The sequence below is a fragment of the Nocardioides korecus genome (assembly GCF_054778395.1).
On record NZ_BAAGZO010000005.1, the window covers coordinates 101,217 to 118,866 of the forward strand.

At 69.8% G+C, this 17,650-nt stretch carries 15 protein-coding genes; 10 read left to right on the plus strand and 5 right to left on the minus strand.

Translation table 11 applies throughout. The features are described 5' to 3' along the window. Nucleotides 1–70 precede the first annotated feature (70 nt). The 7 genes from ACYVDA_RS11230 (at nt 71) to ACYVDA_RS11260 (ending at nt 7,348) form a co-directional block, all read left to right on the plus strand. Nucleotides 71–571 (plus strand): heme-binding beta-barrel domain-containing protein, encoded by a 501-nt coding sequence (locus tag ACYVDA_RS11230; RefSeq protein WP_460818432.1) that lies wholly within the window; start codon nt 71–73, stop codon nt 569–571. Further along, a complete protein-coding gene (locus tag ACYVDA_RS11235; RefSeq protein WP_460818435.1) occupies nt 568–993 on the plus strand; it encodes a Fur family transcriptional regulator in 426 nt (141 codons plus the stop codon). Before ACYVDA_RS11230 ends, ACYVDA_RS11235 begins: the two co-directional genes overlap by 4 nt. A 4-nt stretch (nt 994–997) precedes the next feature. Then, on the plus strand, nt 998–1,993 hold the full coding sequence (gene ygfZ / locus ACYVDA_RS11240; RefSeq protein WP_460818438.1) for a CAF17-like 4Fe-4S cluster assembly/insertion protein YgfZ: 996 nt from the start codon (nt 998–1,000) through the stop codon (nt 1,991–1,993). A gap of 113 nt (nt 1,994–2,106) precedes the next feature. After that, nucleotides 2,107–2,451: a phosphomannose isomerase type II C-terminal cupin domain gene (locus ACYVDA_RS11245; RefSeq protein ID WP_460818441.1), complete on the plus strand. Its 345-nt coding sequence runs from the start codon at nt 2,107–2,109 to the stop codon at nt 2,449–2,451. 349 nt (nt 2,452–2,800) lie between these two features. Then, on the plus strand, nt 2,801–3,262 hold the full coding sequence (locus ACYVDA_RS11250) for a hypothetical protein (RefSeq protein WP_460818443.1): 462 nt from the start codon (nt 2,801–2,803) through the stop codon (nt 3,260–3,262). 113 nt (nt 3,263–3,375) lie between these two features. After that, a complete protein-coding gene (locus ACYVDA_RS11255; RefSeq protein WP_460818445.1) occupies nt 3,376–3,831 on the plus strand; it encodes a hypothetical protein in 456 nt (151 codons plus the stop codon). A 64-nt stretch (nt 3,832–3,895) separates the two neighbouring features. Beyond that, nucleotides 3,896–7,348: a beta strand repeat-containing protein gene (locus ACYVDA_RS11260; RefSeq protein WP_460818448.1), complete on the plus strand. Its 3,453-nt coding sequence runs from the start codon at nt 3,896–3,898 to the stop codon at nt 7,346–7,348. A gap of 90 nt (nt 7,349–7,438) precedes the next feature. Here ACYVDA_RS11260 and ACYVDA_RS11265 read toward each other — a convergent pair whose 3' ends face one another. From ACYVDA_RS11265 to ACYVDA_RS11280, 4 genes are all read right to left on the minus strand, one after another. Beyond that, on the minus strand, nt 7,439–8,689 hold the full coding sequence (locus ACYVDA_RS11265; RefSeq protein ID WP_460818721.1) for a sulfate adenylyltransferase subunit 1: 1,251 nt from the start codon (nt 8,687–8,689) through the stop codon (nt 7,439–7,441). Nucleotides 8,690–8,748: 59 nt separating this feature from the next. Beyond that, complete coding sequence (gene cysD / locus ACYVDA_RS11270; protein ID WP_460818450.1) at nt 8,749–9,663, minus strand: sulfate adenylyltransferase subunit CysD; 915 nt, start codon at nt 9,661–9,663, stop codon at nt 8,749–8,751. Between the two features lie 144 nt (nt 9,664–9,807). Continuing rightward, nucleotides 9,808–11,316: a sugar transferase gene (locus tag ACYVDA_RS11275; protein ID WP_460818453.1), complete on the minus strand. Its 1,509-nt coding sequence runs from the start codon at nt 11,314–11,316 to the stop codon at nt 9,808–9,810. Nucleotides 11,317–11,566: 250 nt separating this feature from the next. Next, entirely contained in the window at nt 11,567–13,036 is a 1,470-nt protein-coding gene (locus tag ACYVDA_RS11280; RefSeq protein WP_460818454.1) for a tyrosine-protein kinase domain-containing protein, read from the minus strand. 211 nt (nt 13,037–13,247) lie between these two features. Between ACYVDA_RS11280 and ACYVDA_RS11285 the strand changes: the two genes are divergently transcribed. Together ACYVDA_RS11285 and ACYVDA_RS11290 are read left to right on the plus strand one after the other, a co-directional pair. After that, nucleotides 13,248–14,954, plus strand: coding sequence for a DUF4012 domain-containing protein (locus ACYVDA_RS11285; RefSeq protein ID WP_460818455.1), 1,707 nt, complete (start codon nt 13,248–13,250; stop codon nt 14,952–14,954). Between the two features lie 34 nt (nt 14,955–14,988). Beyond that, on the plus strand, nt 14,989–15,528 hold the full coding sequence (locus ACYVDA_RS11290) for an LPXTG cell wall anchor domain-containing protein (protein WP_460818456.1): 540 nt from the start codon (nt 14,989–14,991) through the stop codon (nt 15,526–15,528). A 152-nt stretch (nt 15,529–15,680) separates the two neighbouring features. Here the strand turns inward: ACYVDA_RS11290 and ACYVDA_RS11295 are convergent, their stop codons facing one another. After that, on the minus strand, nt 15,681–16,835 hold the full coding sequence (locus tag ACYVDA_RS11295) for a GNAT family N-acetyltransferase (protein WP_460818457.1): 1,155 nt from the start codon (nt 16,833–16,835) through the stop codon (nt 15,681–15,683). Between the two features lie 38 nt (nt 16,836–16,873). Here ACYVDA_RS11295 and ACYVDA_RS11300 point away from each other — a divergent pair, with 38 nt between their 5' ends. Further along, on the plus strand, nt 16,874–17,599 hold the full coding sequence (locus ACYVDA_RS11300; protein WP_460818458.1) for a polysaccharide deacetylase family protein: 726 nt from the start codon (nt 16,874–16,876) through the stop codon (nt 17,597–17,599). The last annotated feature ends 51 nt before the right edge of the window (nt 17,600–17,650 follow it).

A 17,650-nucleotide genomic window follows, 5' to 3' on the forward strand; every position in this document is an offset into this window, starting at 1 on the left:
TCACCTGAGCGCTGCGCGTGCGAGTCCTGCGCGTGTCGTTGAGATGTCCCCGCGCCGTAGGATTCCGCGCATGCCGTTCACCATCCCCGAGAACATCCACCCGAACTGCGCCCGGCTGGCGTGGATGATCGGCACGTGGGCCGGCAACGGCCACGGGGAGTACCCCACGATCGAGCCGTTCCAGTTCGGCCAGGAGCTGATCTTCCAGCAGGACGGGCGCCCCTTCATCCACTACATGTCGCGGTCCTGGATCGTCGACGAGCAGGGCAACCACACCCGCGAGGCAGCTCAGGAGACCGGGTTCATCCGGCCCCAGGAGGACGGGAGCATCGAGTTCCTGCTCTCCCACAACACCGGGTTCGTCGAGACGTGGCACGGTCAGGTCCATCCCGACCAGCCTCGGTTCGAGCTCACCACGGACGCCGTCGTGCGCACGCAGAGCGCCAAGGAGTACACCGGCGGCCAGCGGATGTACGGCTACGTCAACGGCGACCTGCTCTACGCCTTCGACATGGCCGCCATGGGCCAGCCGCTCCAGCCCCACACCCACGCGCAGCTCAAGCGGCAGTGAGCACCTGGCACGAGCAGCTGCGTGCGGGGGGCTACCGGCTCACCCCGCAGCGCGAGCTCGTGCTCGGAGCCGTCGAGACCCTGGGTCACGCGACGCCCGACGAGGTGTACGCCGAGGTGCGGCGGCACTCCCAGTCGATCAACCTCTCGACGGTCTACCGGACCCTGGAGCTGCTCGACGAGCTCGGGCTGATCCGGCACGCGCACCTGACCGACCGGGCCCCGACCTACCACTCGGCGGCTGGGCACGAGCACGCCCACTTCGTGTGCCGGGGGTGCCAGCGGCTGATCAGCATCGGGCGGGGTGAGATGGAGGCGGCGCTGGGGCCGCTGGGGGCGGCGTACGGGTTCGAGCCGGACTACGGCCACCTGACGGTGTTCGGGACGTGCGGGGAGTGCGTGAACCGGCGCGAGGGACACTAGGGACATGAGTGTCGACGTCCCCACCCCCGGCCCGCTGCCCAGCCCGTTGCTGTCCCTGCCCGGGGCGGTGCACGGCGAGGGTGTGGACGCGGCCGTGGCGGCGCACTACGGGTCGTTCAACGGGGAGCAGCGGACGTTGGCGGCGGGGGAGGGCTTCGTCGACCTCTCGCACCGCGGGGTCCTGCGCGTCACGGGTCCCGACCGGCTGACCTGGCTGCACTCGCTCACGACTCAGCACCTGGAGCGGCTCGAGGCCGGCGTCCCCACCCAGGCGCTGGTGCTGTCCCCGCAGGGCCACGTCGAGCACGCGATGCACGCGGTCGACGACGGCGAGGTCTTCACCGCCCACGTCGAACCCGGCGCGGCCGCGCCCCTGGTCGCCTGGCTGGACCGGATGCGGTTCATGATGCGCGTCGAGGTCGAGGACGTCACCGAGCAGGTGGCCGTCGCCTGGCGCCCCTTGCCGCGGGACCGGCAGCCGTCGAGCGAGCAGGTGCTCGGCGCCTTCGACCTTGTCGACAGGGACAAGCTCGAGGACTACGCCGCCGCCGTCGGGCCGGCCTGCGGGTCGTGGGCCTACGAGGCGCTGCGCATCGCGCGGGGCGAGCCGCGGTTCGGCCAGGACACTGACCACCGCACGATCCCCAACGAGGTCGGCTGGATCGACTCGGCCGTGCACCTGGACAAGGGGTGCTACCGCGGCCAGGAGACCGTCGCCCGGGTGCATACCCTCGGCCGTCCTCCCCGGCGGCTCACCCTGCTGCACCTCGACGGGTCGGCCAACCACCTGCCCGAGCGAGGTGCTCCGGTCCTGGACGGCGACCGGGAGGTGGGTTTCGTGGGCACGTCGGCGCGACACCACGAGCTCGGCCCGATCGCGCTGGCGATGCTCAAGCGCAACGTGCCGATCGACGCCCAGCTCGACGCCGGCGGGCTCCCGGCTGCCCAGGAGGTGGTGGTCGACCCCGAGGTGGGACTGCACGTGCGTCCCCTGAGGTAAGTCCCGCCCCTGGCTTCGAGACCCGCCTGCGCGCACTCATTGAAGTGCGAGAGACTTCCTGTGGAGCGTGCGGTCCCCGCCCGAGAGGGGCCGCGGTGAGGAATGAGAGTCAGATGGCACTGGAGTCCGAGAACCGTCCCTGGGGTTCGTGGCACGTGATCGACGTGGCCCCGGGCTACAAGATCAAGCGCATCCACGTCTCGCCGGGGCAGCGGCTCTCGCTGCAGACCCACGAGCACCGGTCTGAGCACTGGGTGGTCGTCTTCGGCAAGGCCACTTGCGTGATCGACGACGAGACCGTCGTCGCTGGCCCGGGACACAGTGTCGACGTGCCGCTCGGGGCCAAGCACCGGTTGGCCAACGAGGGTAGCGAGGAGCTCGTCATCGTCGAGGTCCAGCACGGCGCCTACACCGGCGAAGACGACATCTGTCGGCACGAGGACGACTACGGCCGCTAGGCTAGCCGCCCTTTCTGAGGGGCCGGCGTGTCCGGTTCCTGGGATGGGCCGCGTTTGCGGACTAGACACCTGGGTAACGCGGCGGGGTTCCGCCACCTGAACCCATTTGCGGCTCATTGCCCGCTTGGTGATGGCCCGTGTGACACCCAGATATGGTCCGAACGGATTATGAAGGGTGTCCAACAGTCCCGAATCGGACTAGTCCCTTCGGGCCAGGCGGGGGTAGCCCGTCCCGCACCTGTGTTCAGCTCCTAGCAACCGCCGTCGGCCGCGTGTTCTAGTACGGCCGCCGGTTCCGAACGGGGGGTCGGCACCGCTCTCCGACCACCCTCGAAAGGGGTACTTCGTCATGCGCAAGTCCCAGCTCAACAAGACCCAGAAGACCGCCGTCGTCGGCGGCACCGTCCTCGCCCTCGCCGTCGGCGGCGTCGCCGTCGCGGCGTGGACCTCGAACGGCACCGGGACGGGCGCCGTCACCGCTGGCACGTCCAAGAGCGTGACGGTGGCGGGCGCGCCGGTCTTGGGCCTGTTCCCGACCGGCAACGTCACCCAGCAGGTGACCGTCACCAACCCGAACGACTACGCGGTGACCCTGACCGCATTGACCCCCGGCACCGTCACTGCCGACAAGGCGGGCTGCAACGCTGACTCTGTGACTGGTGCGGCTCTCAGCAACCTGTCCGACCGGATCGCCGCGGGCTCCAGCGTCACCAAGTCCGTCACCGTCTCGATGACGAACGCTGCCCTCGACGCCTGCCAGGGCGCCGTGTTCACCGTGAGCTACGCAGCGACTGCCGCCAGCTCGAACTGACACTCGTCGAGCATCAGGCGGATCGGGGGCCGAGGGTGATGGAACCGGGACCCACACAGAGGCGCGCTGCGCTGACGGGGTGGCTGCTGCTCGCAGCGGTCGTCCTGGGTGGCGTGCTCCTCGCGTCCGCACCCTCGGCCCCGACCCTCCTCGGGCGTCCCGCCGCCGCCGGCGTGAACGGCGGCGGCGGGGGCACCGACAACTGCGTGCAGCCGAGCGGCGGCAACGGCAACTGCGCCGGCACGTTCGACGTGACGGTGGGGTCGGTGACCGGTCTGGTCCCGACCCGCTCGGTGTCCGTGCCCGTCACGTTCTCCAACCCCAACAGCTTTGACATCGTCGTCGACGGCTACAGCGTCACGGTGCCGCGGACGAACGCGACCGGGTGCCCCACGACCTCCGTGCAGGCCGCGGGTCAGGTCACGCTCCCCAGCACCAACCGGGTCGTCGTGGTCGCCAAGAAGTCGGCCAGCCTGTCGACCGTCGTGACCATGCTCAACTCCTCGCCCAACGCCTGCAAGGGCGCGCAGTACACCATCAACGTCACCGCGTCGGCGGTGAAGAAGTGATGTCCCGCCGCTGTCGCGCACCCCGCTCCTTCTCTCCCGTCTCGACCGCGAAGGGACTCCCGGCATGAGCGCCGAGTCGCTGGAGGCGTTCCGTGCCTTCAAGAGGCAGCAGGCCGAGCGCCGTACCCGCGTCCACCGGGGCCGCCGCTCCGTGGTCACGCTCAGCAGTGCGGTCGCACTCACCCTGGTCGGGACCGTGGCCTGGGCCGCCTGGTCGAGCTTCGGCAGCGGCGCCGGTGCGGCCACGGCCGCCACGGTCAACGCTGCGACCGCGCCCACCGTCCAAGGGTCGAGCGGCGGAGCCTCGATCAGCTGGAACGCCGTCACGCTGAGCAACGGTGTGCCGGTCACGGGCTACAAGGTCCTGCGTCACGTCGGCCCCACCGTCACGGTGGCCTGCACGACGACCGAGCCCACCCGCTCCTGCGCCGACACCAGCCCTGCCAGCGGCTCCCAGCAGTACGGCGTCGTCGCCACCCGGGGTGGCTGGAGTGGCCCCGAGAGCCCTCTCACCACCTTCGTCGGCGACACCACCGCACCCACCACCACGCTGAGCCGTGACAAGGCACCGAACGGCGCCGGCTGGAACAAGACCGACGTGGTGATCACGCTCAACGCCACGGACGCGACGAGCGGCGTCAAGGAGATCCACTACAGCGTGGTGGACTCGACCAACGCTTCAGCGGAGACCGTGGTCCCCGTCTCGGGGACCTCGGCCAGCACGTCGTTCACGGTCTCCCGTGAGGACTCGAACCGGATCCGGTTCTGGGCGGTCGACAACGCGGGAAACGTCGAGTCCGCGGGCGACACCCAGTTCGTGAAGGTCGACAAGACCGCTCCGGTCACGACCCCGCAGGTTTCCAGCTCCGCGAGCCCGGTCAACGGCTACTACACGAAGTCGACGACCCTGTCGCTCTCGGCGACCGACACCTCCCCGAACTCACCGGCGGCCGCGTCGGGCCTGGCGCGGGTCGAGTACCAGGTCGGCGGCACCTCGGGCACCTGGTCGACCTACTCGACGCCGCTGGCGGTCAACGACGGGACCACAGTCGTCTACTACCGGGCGACGGACAACGCCGACAACACCGGGGCCGCGAAGTCGGTCACGGTCAAGGTCGACACGGCCGCCCCGACGACCTCGATCTCGCGGGTCGGCGACAACACCACCTGGCAGAAGAACGACGTCGCGGTGACCCTGAACGCCAGTGACGCGACATCGGGTGTCGCTTCCCTCCACTACACCGTCGCGGGTGGCCCCGAGCAGGTGGTCAGTGCAGCCTCGGCCAGCTTCACCGTCAGTCGCGAGGACTCCAACCAGATCGCCTTCTGGTCGGTCGACAACGCCGGCAACGCCGAGGCGATGCAGAACAACACGTTCGTCAAGCTCGACAAGACGGCTCCTGTCACCACCGCGACACCCACGAGCACGGCCACGCCCTCGGGCGGCTGGTACAAGTCGCCGGTGACCGTCAACCTCGCGGCCGTCGACACCTCGCCGTTGGGTGCGCCGGCCCTGGCGTCGGGAGTGACCAGCACGGAGTACTCCCTGGCCTCCAGCAGCGGCCCCTGGACGGCAGGCACCTCGGTGACCGTCTCCACGGACGGCAGCACGACCGTCTGGTACCGCAGCACCGACGTCGCGGGCAACGTCGCCGCGGCCGCGTCGCAGGTGGTGAAGATCGACCAGGTCGCGCCCACCCTCGCCACCGCGGCCGTCACGGGCGGCACGGCCGGCAGCGGTGGGTGGTACGTCGGTGAGACCGCACCGGTCGTCACGTTCACCGCCAACGACCCGCTCTCCGGCGTCGCGTCGCAGGAGTACCAGATCGGCGCCACCAGCGGCTCGTGGACGACCTACCCCGCGGGCGGCGTGCCGGTGCCCGAGTCGAGCTCGCCGTCCGGCACCGACGTCTACGTCCGGGCCACCGACACCGCGGGCAACGTGTCCACGATCACGAAGGTCACGGTCAACTACGACAAGACCGGACCGAGCGCCCCGACGGTCACGGTCAACCCGACCTCACCGGACGGCAGCAACGGCTACTACGTGAATGCCCCCAAGGTCACCGGGTCGGGCTCGAGCGACAGCGGTTCCGGGATCGACCACTACGAGGCCCAGCTGAACGGCGCCTCGTGGACAATCATCCCCTCCGGCGGGTATGTCGTGGCCGACGGCAGCGCCCAGACGGTGACCGTGCGCGCCGTCGATGCGGCCGGCAACGCCTCGACGACGGCAGCAACGTCCGCCCTCAAGGTCGACACCGCCGATCCCGCGGTCACCCCGTCGCTGACCGGGGGGACCCAGGGGACCAGTAACTGGTACACATCGGCGCCCTCGTTGACGGTGTCGGCCACGGACGCCACCTCGAACGTCGGCAAGATCGAGTGGTCCACGGACGGGACGAACTGGACGGCGATCGCCAATGGGGGCTCCGTGCCACTGACCCAGGGTGACCTCACCTACCAGTTCCGCGCGAGGGACAACGCTGGTCGCACTGGTACCGGCAGCAGCCAGCAGGTCAAGCTGGACCTGGTCGACCCCTCCGCGCCCGGCTTGACCGTCTCGGGCGCGGCACCGAACACGAACGGCTGGTACACCACACAGCCCCGCGTCACCCTCAGCCCGGGGACGGACGGCACCCCCACGACAGGCACCGCGTCCGGGTACAAGGGCACCCAGTACCAGTACGACTCGACGTCGGCCAGCGGCTGGCTGCTCTTCGCCTCGAGTCTGCTCGTGGGTGACACCTCCTCTTCGGGAACGACGCTGAACTGGCGGGGGATCGACAACGCAGGACGCACGTCCACCGTCGGCTCACAGGCCTTCCGGGTCGACTCGCGCGCGCCCTCGACCAATGTCGGGACTCCCTTCGCCACCGCTGGAGCGAACAGCTGGTTCACCAGCTCGGTCAGTGTGCCGTTGAACGCCTCCGACCCGACTCCTGGCTCTGGTCTCGCTGCAACGACGCCGACCAGGTACCAGGTGACGAACTCGTCGTCCGCGCCGGCCGACAACACGTGGTCCACCGCCGCCTCCGGAAGCGCGGCGAGCATCACCGGGGACGGGACGTGGTACCTCTGGTTCCGGTCGAGCGATGCCGCAGGAAACGTGGAGACCGCGCGCTCCTCCGGCCCCTACAAGATCGACAAGACAGCGCCTGTCGTCAGTGCCGTGAGGCCAGACAACGCGACGTACTCGAACGGCTCCGCGCCATGGACCTACAGCGAGTGTGGGACCGGGTACATCTGCGCGACCGTCGCCGAGGGCGGCTCGGGGCTGTCGTCCGTGTCGTTCGTGCTGGCGAACGGCGCGAGCTACTGGAACGGCTCGGCCTTCGTCGCGACGAACACGCCTCAGACCATGGTGCTGGTCTCCACGACCGGCAGCAGCACGGTGTGGCGGAGCTCGACCCAGATCTCGACCCAACCGGGAAACCGCAGCTATGCGGTCACTGTCACCGCGGTCGACGTGGCCGGCAACTCGGGAACGGGGACGACCTCCTTCTCCACGAAGTAGCACCGACAGGCCTGCGAGACCGTCGTGGCAAACGAGAAGTGTCCCCGAGCCAGCGGCTCGGGGACACTTCGTCAACCAGATGTGTCTCGATCAGCCGGCGCTGTTGATCATCCCCGCGCCCACGGTCACGCCGGTCGCCTCGTCGATCAGGATGAACGACCCCGTCGTGCGGTTCTTGGAGTAGGGGTCGCACAGCAGCGGCACGGTGGTGCGCAGCTGCACGCGGCCGATCTCGTTGAGGCCGAGCTCGCCGGCGTCCTGGTCGCGGTGGAGCGTGTTGACGTCCAGGCGGTACTGCACGTCCTTGATCAGCGCGCGGCCGCTGCGGGTGGTGTGCTTGATGGCCAGCTTCTGCCGCGGCTTGAGCGGCTCGTTGGTCATCCAGCAGACCATCGCGTCGATGTCCTGGCTGGGCTTGGGAGCGTTCTTGACCCGGGTGATCATGTCGCCGCGGCTGACGTCGACGTCGTCCTCGAGCCGGACGGTCACCGACATCGGCGGGAAGGCCTCGTCGATCTCGCGGTCGAAGAGGTCGATGGCGGCGATCTTCGAGGTCATGCCGCTCGGGAGCACGACGACCTCGTCGCCGGGGCGCATCACGCCGCCGGCGAGCTGACCGGCGTACCCCCGGTAGTCGTGGAAGTCGTCGGACTTGGGGCGCACGACGTACTGCACGGGGAAGCGGGTGTCGACCAGGTCGCGGTCCGACGCCACGTGGACGTTCTCCAGGTGGTGCATCAGCGAGGACCCCTGGTACCACGGCATGTGCTCCGAGCGGGTCACCACGTTGTCGCCCTGGAGGGCCGAGATCGGAATGACCTCGAGGTCGGGGATGTTGAGCTTGGTCGCGAAGGAGGTGAACTCCTTCTTGATCCGCTCGTAGGTCGCCTGGTCGTAGTCGACGAGGTCCATCTTGTTGACCGCGAGCACCAGGTGGGGGACGCGCAGCAGCGACAGCAGGACCGCGTGGCGACGCGACTGCTCGGTGAGGCCCTGGCGTGCGTCGACGAGGACGAGGCCGAGGTCCGCGGTCGAGGCGCCGGTGACCATGTTGCGGGTGTACTGCACGTGGCCGGGGGTGTCGGCGATGATGAACTTGCGCTGCGGGGTCGCGAAGTAGCGGTAGGCCACGTCGATGGTGATGCCCTGCTCGCGCTCCGAGCGGAGGCCGTCGGTGAGCAGCGCGAGGTCGGTGTAGTCGTAGCCCTTGGACGCGCTGGTGGCCTCCACGGCCTCGAGCTGGTCCTCGAAGATGGCCTTCGAGTCGAGCAGCAGACGACCGATCAGGGTCGACTTGCCGTCGTCCACCGAGCCGGCCGTGGCGAAGCGGAGCAGGTCCATCTGGCCGACGCCGAGGTCGTCCAGGGTGGGGTTGGTGTCGTGGGGGGTGGGGTCGGCCATCAGAAGTAGCCCTCCTTCTTGCGGTCTTCCATGGCGGCCTCGGAGAAGCGGTCGTCACCGCGGGTGGCGCCGCGCTCGGTCACCTTGGCGATGGCGACCTCCTCGATGATCTTCTCCAGCGTGTCGGCCTCGGACTCCACGCAGCCGGTGAGGGTGAGGTCGCCGACCGTGCGGAAGCGCACGGTCTTCTCGACCACCTCCTCACCGTCCTTGGTGGGGTTGAAGTCGCTCTCGGAGAGCCACATGCCGTCGCGCTTGAAGACACGACGCTGGTGGGAGAAGTAGATCGAGGGGATCTCGACCTGCTCCTGGGCCAGGTAGTGCCAGATGTCGAGCTCGGTCCAGTTCGACAGCGGGAAGATCCGCATGTGCTCGCCGCCGTGGATGCGTCCGTTGTAGAGGCTCCACAGCTCGGGGCGCTGCATCTTGGGGTCCCACTGGCCGAAGTCGTCGCGGTGGGAGTAGACGCGCTCCTTGGCGCGCGCCTTCTCCTCGTCGCGGCGCCCGCCGCCGAAGGCGGCGGTGAAGCCGTTCTCCTCGATGGCGGCGAGCAGGGTGCCGATCTGGTGGCGGTTGCGGCTGGTCTTGCCGTCGTCGACCACGATGCCGTTGGCCAGCGCCTCCTCGACGCTGGCCACGATCAGGCGTACGCCGAGGCGGTCGACCCAGTGGTCGCGGGTCTCCAGCACCTCGGGGAAGTCGTAGCCGGTGTCGACCTGCAGGACCGGGAAGGGGATCTTGGCCGGGTAGAAGGCCTTCTCCGCCAGCCGCAGCATGACGATGGAGTCCTTGCCGCCGGAGAACATCAGGACCGGCTTCTCGAACTCGGCCGCGACCTCGCGGAAGATGTGGATCGACTCGGCCTCCAGCTGGTCGAGCTGGCTCAGCCGGTAGTCGGCGTGCGTCTGCGTCATCGGTGGGGTGGACCTCTCGTGTCGAGGACAGCAGCCCACAGCGTACTGGTCGGCCCACCCGGGCCCCGCCGCCCGACGCATGGTGGAGCCGACCGCTCGAGAATCGCGGTGATGGTTGCGTCGGACCGAGTATGAGCTCAGCCCTCAGTAGGCGCCGCGTCCCCGGACCACAGCACCGAGCGTGCGCCACAGGATGGCCAGGTCCTGCATCATCGACCAGTTGTCGACGTAGTAGAGGTCGAGTCGGATCGCCTCCTCGATCGCGAGGTCGGAGCGGCCCGAGACCTGCCACAGACCGGTGAGTCCGGGCCGGACGTGCAGGCGGCGTGCCATGTCGTCGTCGTACATCTCGACCTCGCGCTGGAGCGGCGGGCGGGGACCGACCAGGCTCATGTCGCCTTTCAGCACGTTCCACAGCTGGGGGAGCTCGTCGAGGGAGAAGCGGCGCAGCCAGCGACCGGGGGCGGTGACGCGGGGGTCCTCGACCATCTTGAACAGGCTCAGGGTGGAGCTGGTTCCACGGCGCGAGACCAGCTCCTTGAGCAGCTCCTCGGCGTTGGTGACCATCGTGCGGAACTTCAGGCACCGGAAGGTCACCCCGTGGCGCCCCACTCGAGGCTGGGAGAAGAACGCCGGTCCGCCGTCGTGCCGCTTCACGCACACCCCGGCGTAGAGGAAGACGGGCGAGAACAACAGGAGCAGCGCCGAGGCGCCCAGGACGTCGAAGGCGCGCTTGAGCTTGCGCGAGGCAGCGGCCGACCGCGGCTTGCCCACGTGGATCATCGGCATGCCGGCGACGGGGCGGACACTGATGCGCTCGCTGGCCACGTCGGTGACGCTGGGGGCGACCACGACGCTGATGTCGGTGTGCTCCAGGGACCAGATCGCCTGGCGAAGCTGGGAGGAGGACTCGACCGCTCCACCGGCGAAGAAGACGATGTCGGCCTCCAGGGCCACGGCCTGGTGGGCCACGGCGGTGGTCGGTCCCAGGATCGGGACGCCTCCCGCGGTGAGGGCCGAGGCGCTCTCGGGGGCCAGGGCGCCGATGACGTCGTAGCCCAGCCAGGGCTCGCGGGCGAGCACCTCGGCGACGTCGTCGACGTGGAGGCCGTCACCGACCACGAGCACGCGGTGCTGCAGCAGACCTTCGCGACGCACCCGGTGGATGCCCCGTCGCAGCACCCAGCGCCCCACCAGCAGGAGCGGCATCCCGAGCGCGAAGACCATCACGAACCAGCCGCGTGACAGCGGGAACTTGAACAGGAAGCACCCGATGCCGATCACCGCGGCGTTGAGCAGACCTGAGTTGAGGACCCGCTGGTACTCCGTCGCGCCGGCGCCGAAGAGCTTGCGCTCGTAGCCGCCGTTGAGGGCGATGCTCACCAACCAGCCGAGGGTGACGACGGGAGCCGCTACCAGGAAGGTGGGGTTGAACACCTGGTTGCTGTCCTGGAACACCCCCATGCCTCCGCGGCCGACGCGAGCCAGCACCACGGCGGCGATCAGGAGCACGGTGTCGACGAGAAGGGCGATCACCGGGACGAGTCGGAGACCGGTGCTAGCCCGGTCAAGCGCGTTGAGCCGCGTCTGAGCGCGGACGGCGCCGACGACCCGTCGACGTTCCTCCGACTGGTCGGGGATGAACGTGGTCATGCGGTAGGCCCCCAAGTGCTTTCCCGGTGTCGACGCACTGCCCACGCGCCGCAACGGGACCCTAGGTGGTCCGCATGTCCGTCACATCACGGAGCCGTGACTGGTTCCGGAGGGTGAACAGACGTACCACAAGTGGACTAGAGCGGTAGGTGGATCATCTACGTGTACGCCGCGAAGCGTACGCCCGGGTCGCCAAATTCATATACGTAACTGACGAGTTCCGATGAGGTCACGCCAGATCGGGGTCGAATTAGGCGTCGACCGAGTCGTGCGAGTCGCGGTCCTTGCGGGGAGAGCGCCTCTGCTCGCGCCTGCGGTCCCGGCGCTGCCGCCAGGTCAGGGTGCTCCGGGACGGGCTCGCGTCGTCAGTGGGGCCGTAGCCGTAGCCGTAGCCGTAGCCGTAGCCGCTCCCGCGCAGGGGGATCATGTTGAAGACGACACCGAGGAGGGGGGCGTCCACCGACTGGAGACGTTCGGCGGCGCCCCGTAGCTGGTCCCTCGTCGTGCGGCCGTGGCGCACGACCACCACGGCGCCGTCGGACTCCGAGGCGATCAGAGCCGCATCGGTCACCGGGAGCAGCGGTGGGGCGTCGATGATGACGACGTCGTAGCGCGACCGGAGCTCGTTGAGCAGCACCTGCATCGCTCGTGACTGCAGAAGCTCGGCGGGGTTGGGTGGGATGGCCCCGGCCGTGAGGACGGCCAGGCCCGTCTCGCTGTGGCGCTGCACCGCGTCGGCCAGGTCTGCCTGGCCGGTCAGCACGGTGGTGAGGCCCACGTCAGGGACGAGCCCGAGCAGGTGCGCGACCTGGGGGCGTCGCATGTCGCCGTCGACCAGCAGGACCTCCCGTCCGGCGGAGGCGAACGCGAGGGCGGCGTTGGTCGCGGTCGTCGACTTTCCCTCGCCAGGCACAGAGCTCGAGACCACGAAGACCTTGCTCGTGGAGTCGACATCGAGGAACTCCATGTTCGTGCGCAGCACGCGGAAGGCCTCCACGCGCGGGGAGTGCGAGGGCAGGTTGCTGATCAGCGGCTCACCGAACACCTGCGGGTCGTAGGAGAGGCCCGAGAGCACCGGGGTCTCGGCCAGCGCCGGAAGATCGTCCAGGTCCTTGACCGTCGCGTCGAACAGCTCCCGGGCCACGGCGAGCCCGAAACCCAGCAGCAGGCCCAGGACCAGGGCCAGGCCGAGGTTGCGCGCCGGCTGCGGAGAGACCGGGGAGGTCGGCAGCTGCGGGGCGTCGACAACGGTCGCCTTCAGAGTGGCGACCCGGCGGCCCGGGGGGGTCTCGAGGTCCGAGACCAGGCTGCGGATCTCCAACATCAGTGCGTTGTTGATGCGTTGGGCCTCGAAGCGATTGGGGTCTTGGACCGCCACCTCGAGCAGGACGGTGTTTGGCACGACAGTGGCGGTGATCCGCGAGGCCAGGGTCGAGGGACTCTCGCTCAGCTTCAGGTCCTGGACGACGCGACGGGCCACGTCCTCGCCGTTGATCACGTCGACGTACGACGCCACCCGCTGTTGGGAGAACAGTCCGCCCTGGTAAGCGTCCGAGCTCGACGACGAGCTACCCGTCGACACGAACACCCGCGCCGAGGACTGGTACATCGGGGTCGCTGCCGACGTCACCAGAGCTGCGACGCCGACCGCCGCGACGGTGGTGAGCAGGATGAGCAGCCAGCGGCGCCGGGCGATGCGGAGGTAGTCGCGCAGCTCCACGGAGGTCCCTTCGAGATGGTCCGAGCGGTGGCCCGGTCAGTGAGGCAGCGTCACCCTACGGCACCACCTGCACCACCAGCCCCGCGCCGTGCGTCGCGCGGATGTTCGTGGTTCCAGGCACGCCCCCCTCTACTCTGCCCTCATGGCTGACTCCCGACCCCGGTCCCGCCGCTCACACCGCGGGCGGTCGCGGACACGGGTGGTGCGGCGGGTGCTGATCGGTGTCCTCACTCTCGTGGTGCTCCTACTGGTCCTGGTGGCCTGGCAGGGGTGGTCCGCCTACCGCAGCGCTGAGGACGCGGACGTCGCGGTCCGAGAGTTTCGGACCAGGCTCCTGGATCGCGACGTCACCGGCGCTCGCGAATCGCTCGATCGCGCCCAGACAGCCACGCAGGACGCCCGGTCGTCGCTCTCGGGTCCACAGTGGACGCTGGTGGGTGCAGTGCCGGGGGTGGGGGACGATGTCAGCGCGGCGCAGAGTCTCGTGTCCACGGTGGACGACGTGACCCACGGGGCCATGCCGGCCGTGCTGACGGCACTGTCGGACGTCGACCCGCGCAAGGTGGGTCTGCGCGACGGTCGGGTGCAGCTCGCGCCGCTCCAGCGAGCGAGCGCGCAGCTGACTCGTGCCGCGAGCCTGCTCGGGGCCGCGGACAGACAGGCCGCCGCCATCACCACCAGGTCCCTCATCCCGAAGCTGGCAACCAAGGTCGAAGCGACCCAGAAGCTGCTCGACCAGACCTCCCGTCTGTCCCGCACGGCAGCCGTGGCCGGTCGACTCCTGCCCGGCATGCTGGGGCAGGGCGGACGGCGCGACTACCTCTTGCTCGCCCAGAACACGGCCGAGCAGAGGTCTCTGGGGGGCATTCCCGGAGCGATCGCCCTGATCCGGGCCGAGAACGGCCGGCTCACCCTGGTGAAGCAGGCGACAGCAACTGACATCGGCTCGTTCGACCGGCCCGTGCTCCCGCTCGCACCGGCAGAACAGGCGCTCTACGGCACGGTGTTGGCGACCTACCCCCAGAACGTCACGGACACCCCGGACTTCCCGAGGGCCGCACAGTTGATCACAGCCATGTGGCAGCGCCGCGAGGGTGGACGGGTCGACGGGGTCGCCGCCATCGACCCCTGGGCTCTCCAGTTGCTGCTCCGCGCCGTCGGCCCGGTCCCCACGTCGGCCGGGCGGCTCACGGGCAAGAACGCCACTCAGAAGCTCCTGGTCGACGTCTACCGGGACGTGCCCGATCCCCAGCAGCAGAACCAGGTCTTCGCCCAGGCCGCCAAGGCCGTGTTCGACCGGGTGCGCCAGTTCCGCGGTGACCCCCGTGCCCTGACGACGGCCCTGAGCGACGGAGTGGAGCAGGGCCGCGTCATGGTGTGGTCAGCGCGGGCGGACGAGGAGAGGATCTTGGCCACCACCGCGCTGGGTCGGTCGCTGCGTAGCCGGGCGGCGCAATCGGACGTCGGTGTCTACTTCCACGACCGCACCCAGTCCAAGATGAGTACCTACCAACGTGCTGCAATCACCAGTTCGCCCTCGCGGTGCACCACACCGACCAGCGCCACCGTCACGGTCAAGGTCCGCTCCGCGGCGCCGAAGGACCGCAATCTCCCCCCGTACGTCACGGGTGGTGGCGCCCGCGTGCGACCCGGCGACGTCCTCACCCAGGTGGTCGTCTACGCCCCGCGGGGGTGGACCATCCAGGGGGTCCGTGCCAGCGACGGAAGGCGTGACCTGACCACCTACCGGCACGACGGACTGTGGGCCGGAACGCGTGACTTCGAGCTCGCTCCTGGGGAGTCGAAGACCCTGACCGTGAGGATGGGTGGCGTGGCGCTGAGACAAATCCCCGATATCAGGTACACGCCCGGCACCAAGCCTGCTAACGTCCTCCTTGTTAGATCTGGCTGCTCCTAGGACTCATCTCGGGACGGTCGCCCCCCAGACATGAATGGAGACGACCGTGAAGGTCTTCCGCATCCTCGCCATCGTGGCGTTCGCGTTCTTCGCGTTCCTCGCCCCCACTGCAGCCCAGGCCGCTCCCTACGGTGGCCAGCCCGGCGGCGTCGTGGTGACGCCCCCCACCCAGTCCGGCAACTGCGTGGTCACCAAGATCAAGGTGACTGGTCCGGCGAACACCACGTTCACCCTGACCGTGCGCGACTCCTCCGGCAAGATCGTCTTCCAGAAGAGCAAGAGCTCCGGCTCCAAGGGCCAGGCCACCTTCACGGTTCGCGTCTGTGGCTCCGGCACCTTCACCGCTACCGGCACCGGTCCCGGCGGAGCGGTGCTCGGCACCAGCCAGTTCCAGGGTGTGAGCGGCAGCCAGGGCGGTGGCTCGAGTTCTGGCGGGACGTCGCCGTCCTCGAGCAACGCGGGCGGTCTTCCGTCCACCGGTGCACCCAACGACACCCTGCTGATCGGTGGCGCCGCGGCGCTCCTGCTGGTCGGCGGCATCACGGTCGCGGCGGCTCGACGCAAGTCGCTCTGACGCACTAGTTCGTCGCAAGACCCCCGTGGCCCTGGGCCACGGGGGGTCTTGTCGTGTCGTTGGGGGATGGACGACGGGCCTGGCGGCCTGCTCGACCACCGTGGCTCGACCCGCGTGGTGGCCCTGCCCGACCACGAGGAGGCGGGCAGGCGCTAGGTGGGGGTGCGGGTCTGGGCCGACCGCACGAGCGCGGCGGCCCGGGAGGCGACCGGGCCTGATGACGTCTCCAGCCGGCGCACCAGGTCGCGCGCAACCACCATCGCCCGGTCCAGCGCCCACAGGCCGCGGCCGGAGGCGGCGCGCAGGTCGACGGTGCGGGTCTCGCTGTCGGCGTAGCTGCGCTTGTAGCCCTCCTCGCCGCGCATGAAGTCGAACTCCTCGACTCTGTCGGCCAGCGCCACGGCCACGGCCGCGTCGATGGCGAGCCGGCCCGGGCTGTGTCGGGCGTGCGCCGGGTCGAACCGGCAGTTCCACATGCGTCGGGACGCGCCGTCGACGAAGCAGAGGGCGTACGCCGCCAACTCCCCGTCGAGCCGCAGGACGGTCAAGCACAACTCGTCCAGCTCGGCGTGCCGGAGCACCAGCTCGCGGAAGAAGGCGCGCTCGCGGGGGTCGTCCATCGGGGAGGACCTGCCCAGCTCGCGGTCGCGACGGCGGTGCACCTCCTCGACCTCGGGGAGGACTCGGCGGACGTGGTCGACTCGACGAAGGTGCTCGACGTCGACCACGACGCCCTCGCGGGCCAGGCGGTTGCGCAGCCACTTCGAACCCTTCCGGTGGCTCTTGGAGACGTGGGCCTCCAGGGTCGGCTGCGCCCCGGCGCGCATCACCGGGGAGACGTCCCCGGGCTCGGTCGTGGCATGACGCAGGCGCCGAGCGAGGCGGGGGACCACCTCGTCGGACGCGTCGTGGTGCCGCGCGGTCAGGCGCCAGGGGCGCCGGCGACCCAGGTCGTCGGCCAGCGCACTCGCCAAGCGCTGCGCGTCGGCGTGCGAGCGTGCCGGCATCACCACGACGTCGCTGGCTCCATCACCCAGGGGCACCACCTGGGTCACCCCCGCACGTCGCCGGGTAGCCAGCAGGGCAGCGGCGGCGAGCGACCCGTCCGGGCCAGGGACCGTCACGACCAGGGGCTCGTGGTCGGGGTGGTGCTCGAGCCAGACCTGCAGCCAGGGTCGCCGGGCCGTGACCGGTGCCGCACACGCCGTCATGAGGTCGTCGAGCTCGCTAGCGACGCCGTCGAGAGCCTGCGGACCGGTGCGCGTCCACGGGGTTGAGGCGCCCGAGTCGGGCGAGTCCGGGCGCACGACTTCGACGCTACCGGATCTCTGCCATGATCCGAGGCATGAGCGTCCTCTGTTACCACGCGCTCGACGCCGCGTGGGACTCGCCCCTGTCGGTGAGCCCGGAGGACTTCGACGACCAGTGCCAGGTGCTGGCCCGGAGCGGTCGCGTGGTCCGCACGGCGTCGGCCCCGGCGGCACGGGACCACGCGATCACCTTCGACGACGGGTTCGCGAGCGTCTTCGAGCACGGGCTGCCCGTGTTGAGGCGCCTTCAGCTCCCCGCCACCGTGTTCGTGGTCGCCGGGACGCTCGAACGGCCGGCCAGTCCCGTGGACTGGGTGTTCCCGCCGGTCGATCCTGCCCCTGGCGTGCTCACCGCCGACCAGGTGCTGGAGCTCGCGGAGTCCGGGGTGGAGATCGGCTCGCACACCTGGTCCCACCGGGACCTCCCAGACTTCTCCGAGGCCGAGTGCCTGGACGACCTCCGCAGCAGCCGGACCCTCCTGGAGGACCTGCTGGGACGCCGGGTCGCCCAGCTCGCCTACCCCTTCGGTCACCACGCCGCCCATGTGCGGCGCGCCGCGCAGCGGGCGGGCTACGACCTGGCCTACTCCCTGCCCGACCGTCGCGAGCCCGTCGGGCCCTATGCCGTCCCCCGGGTCGGGGTCTACCGCGGCAACGACCTGCGCACGTTCCGGCTCAAGCTCGCCCGCCCCTACCTGCGGTTGCGGATGAGCCGGGCCTACGCCCGGTGGTGGCCGGAGCCGCCCCCGGTCACCGAGTGAGTGACTGCACGTCCGGAACACACCCGATGCACCGAATCGTCACAGAACCGT

Excerpts from the sequence above, each read along its gene's own strand:
- ygfZ (WP_460818438.1), top strand. The coding sequence starts at position 998 with ATGAGTGTCGACGTCCCCACCCCCGGCCCGCTGCCCAGCCCGTTGCTG.
- ACYVDA_RS11230 (WP_460818432.1), top strand. The coding sequence starts at position 71 with ATGCCGTTCACCATCCCCGAGAACATCCACCCGAACTGCGCCCGGCTG.
- cysD (WP_460818450.1), bottom strand. The coding sequence starts at position 9,663 with ATGACGCAGACGCACGCCGACTACCGGCTGAGCCAGCTCGACCAGCTG.
- ACYVDA_RS11250 (WP_460818443.1), top strand. The coding sequence starts at position 2,801 with ATGCGCAAGTCCCAGCTCAACAAGACCCAGAAGACCGCCGTCGTCGGC.
- ACYVDA_RS11245 (WP_460818441.1), top strand. The coding sequence starts at position 2,107 with ATGGCACTGGAGTCCGAGAACCGTCCCTGGGGTTCGTGGCACGTGATC.
- ACYVDA_RS11260 (WP_460818448.1), top strand. The coding sequence starts at position 3,896 with ATGAGCGCCGAGTCGCTGGAGGCGTTCCGTGCCTTCAAGAGGCAGCAG.
- ACYVDA_RS11300 (WP_460818458.1), top strand. The coding sequence starts at position 16,874 with ATGAGCGTCCTCTGTTACCACGCGCTCGACGCCGCGTGGGACTCGCCC.
- ACYVDA_RS11275 (WP_460818453.1), bottom strand. The coding sequence starts at position 11,316 with ATGACCACGTTCATCCCCGACCAGTCGGAGGAACGTCGACGGGTCGTC.
- ACYVDA_RS11265 (WP_460818721.1), bottom strand. The coding sequence starts at position 8,689 with ATGGACCTGCTCCGCTTCGCCACGGCCGGCTCGGTGGACGACGGCAAG.
- ACYVDA_RS11290 (WP_460818456.1), top strand. The coding sequence starts at position 14,989 with ATGGAGACGACCGTGAAGGTCTTCCGCATCCTCGCCATCGTGGCGTTC.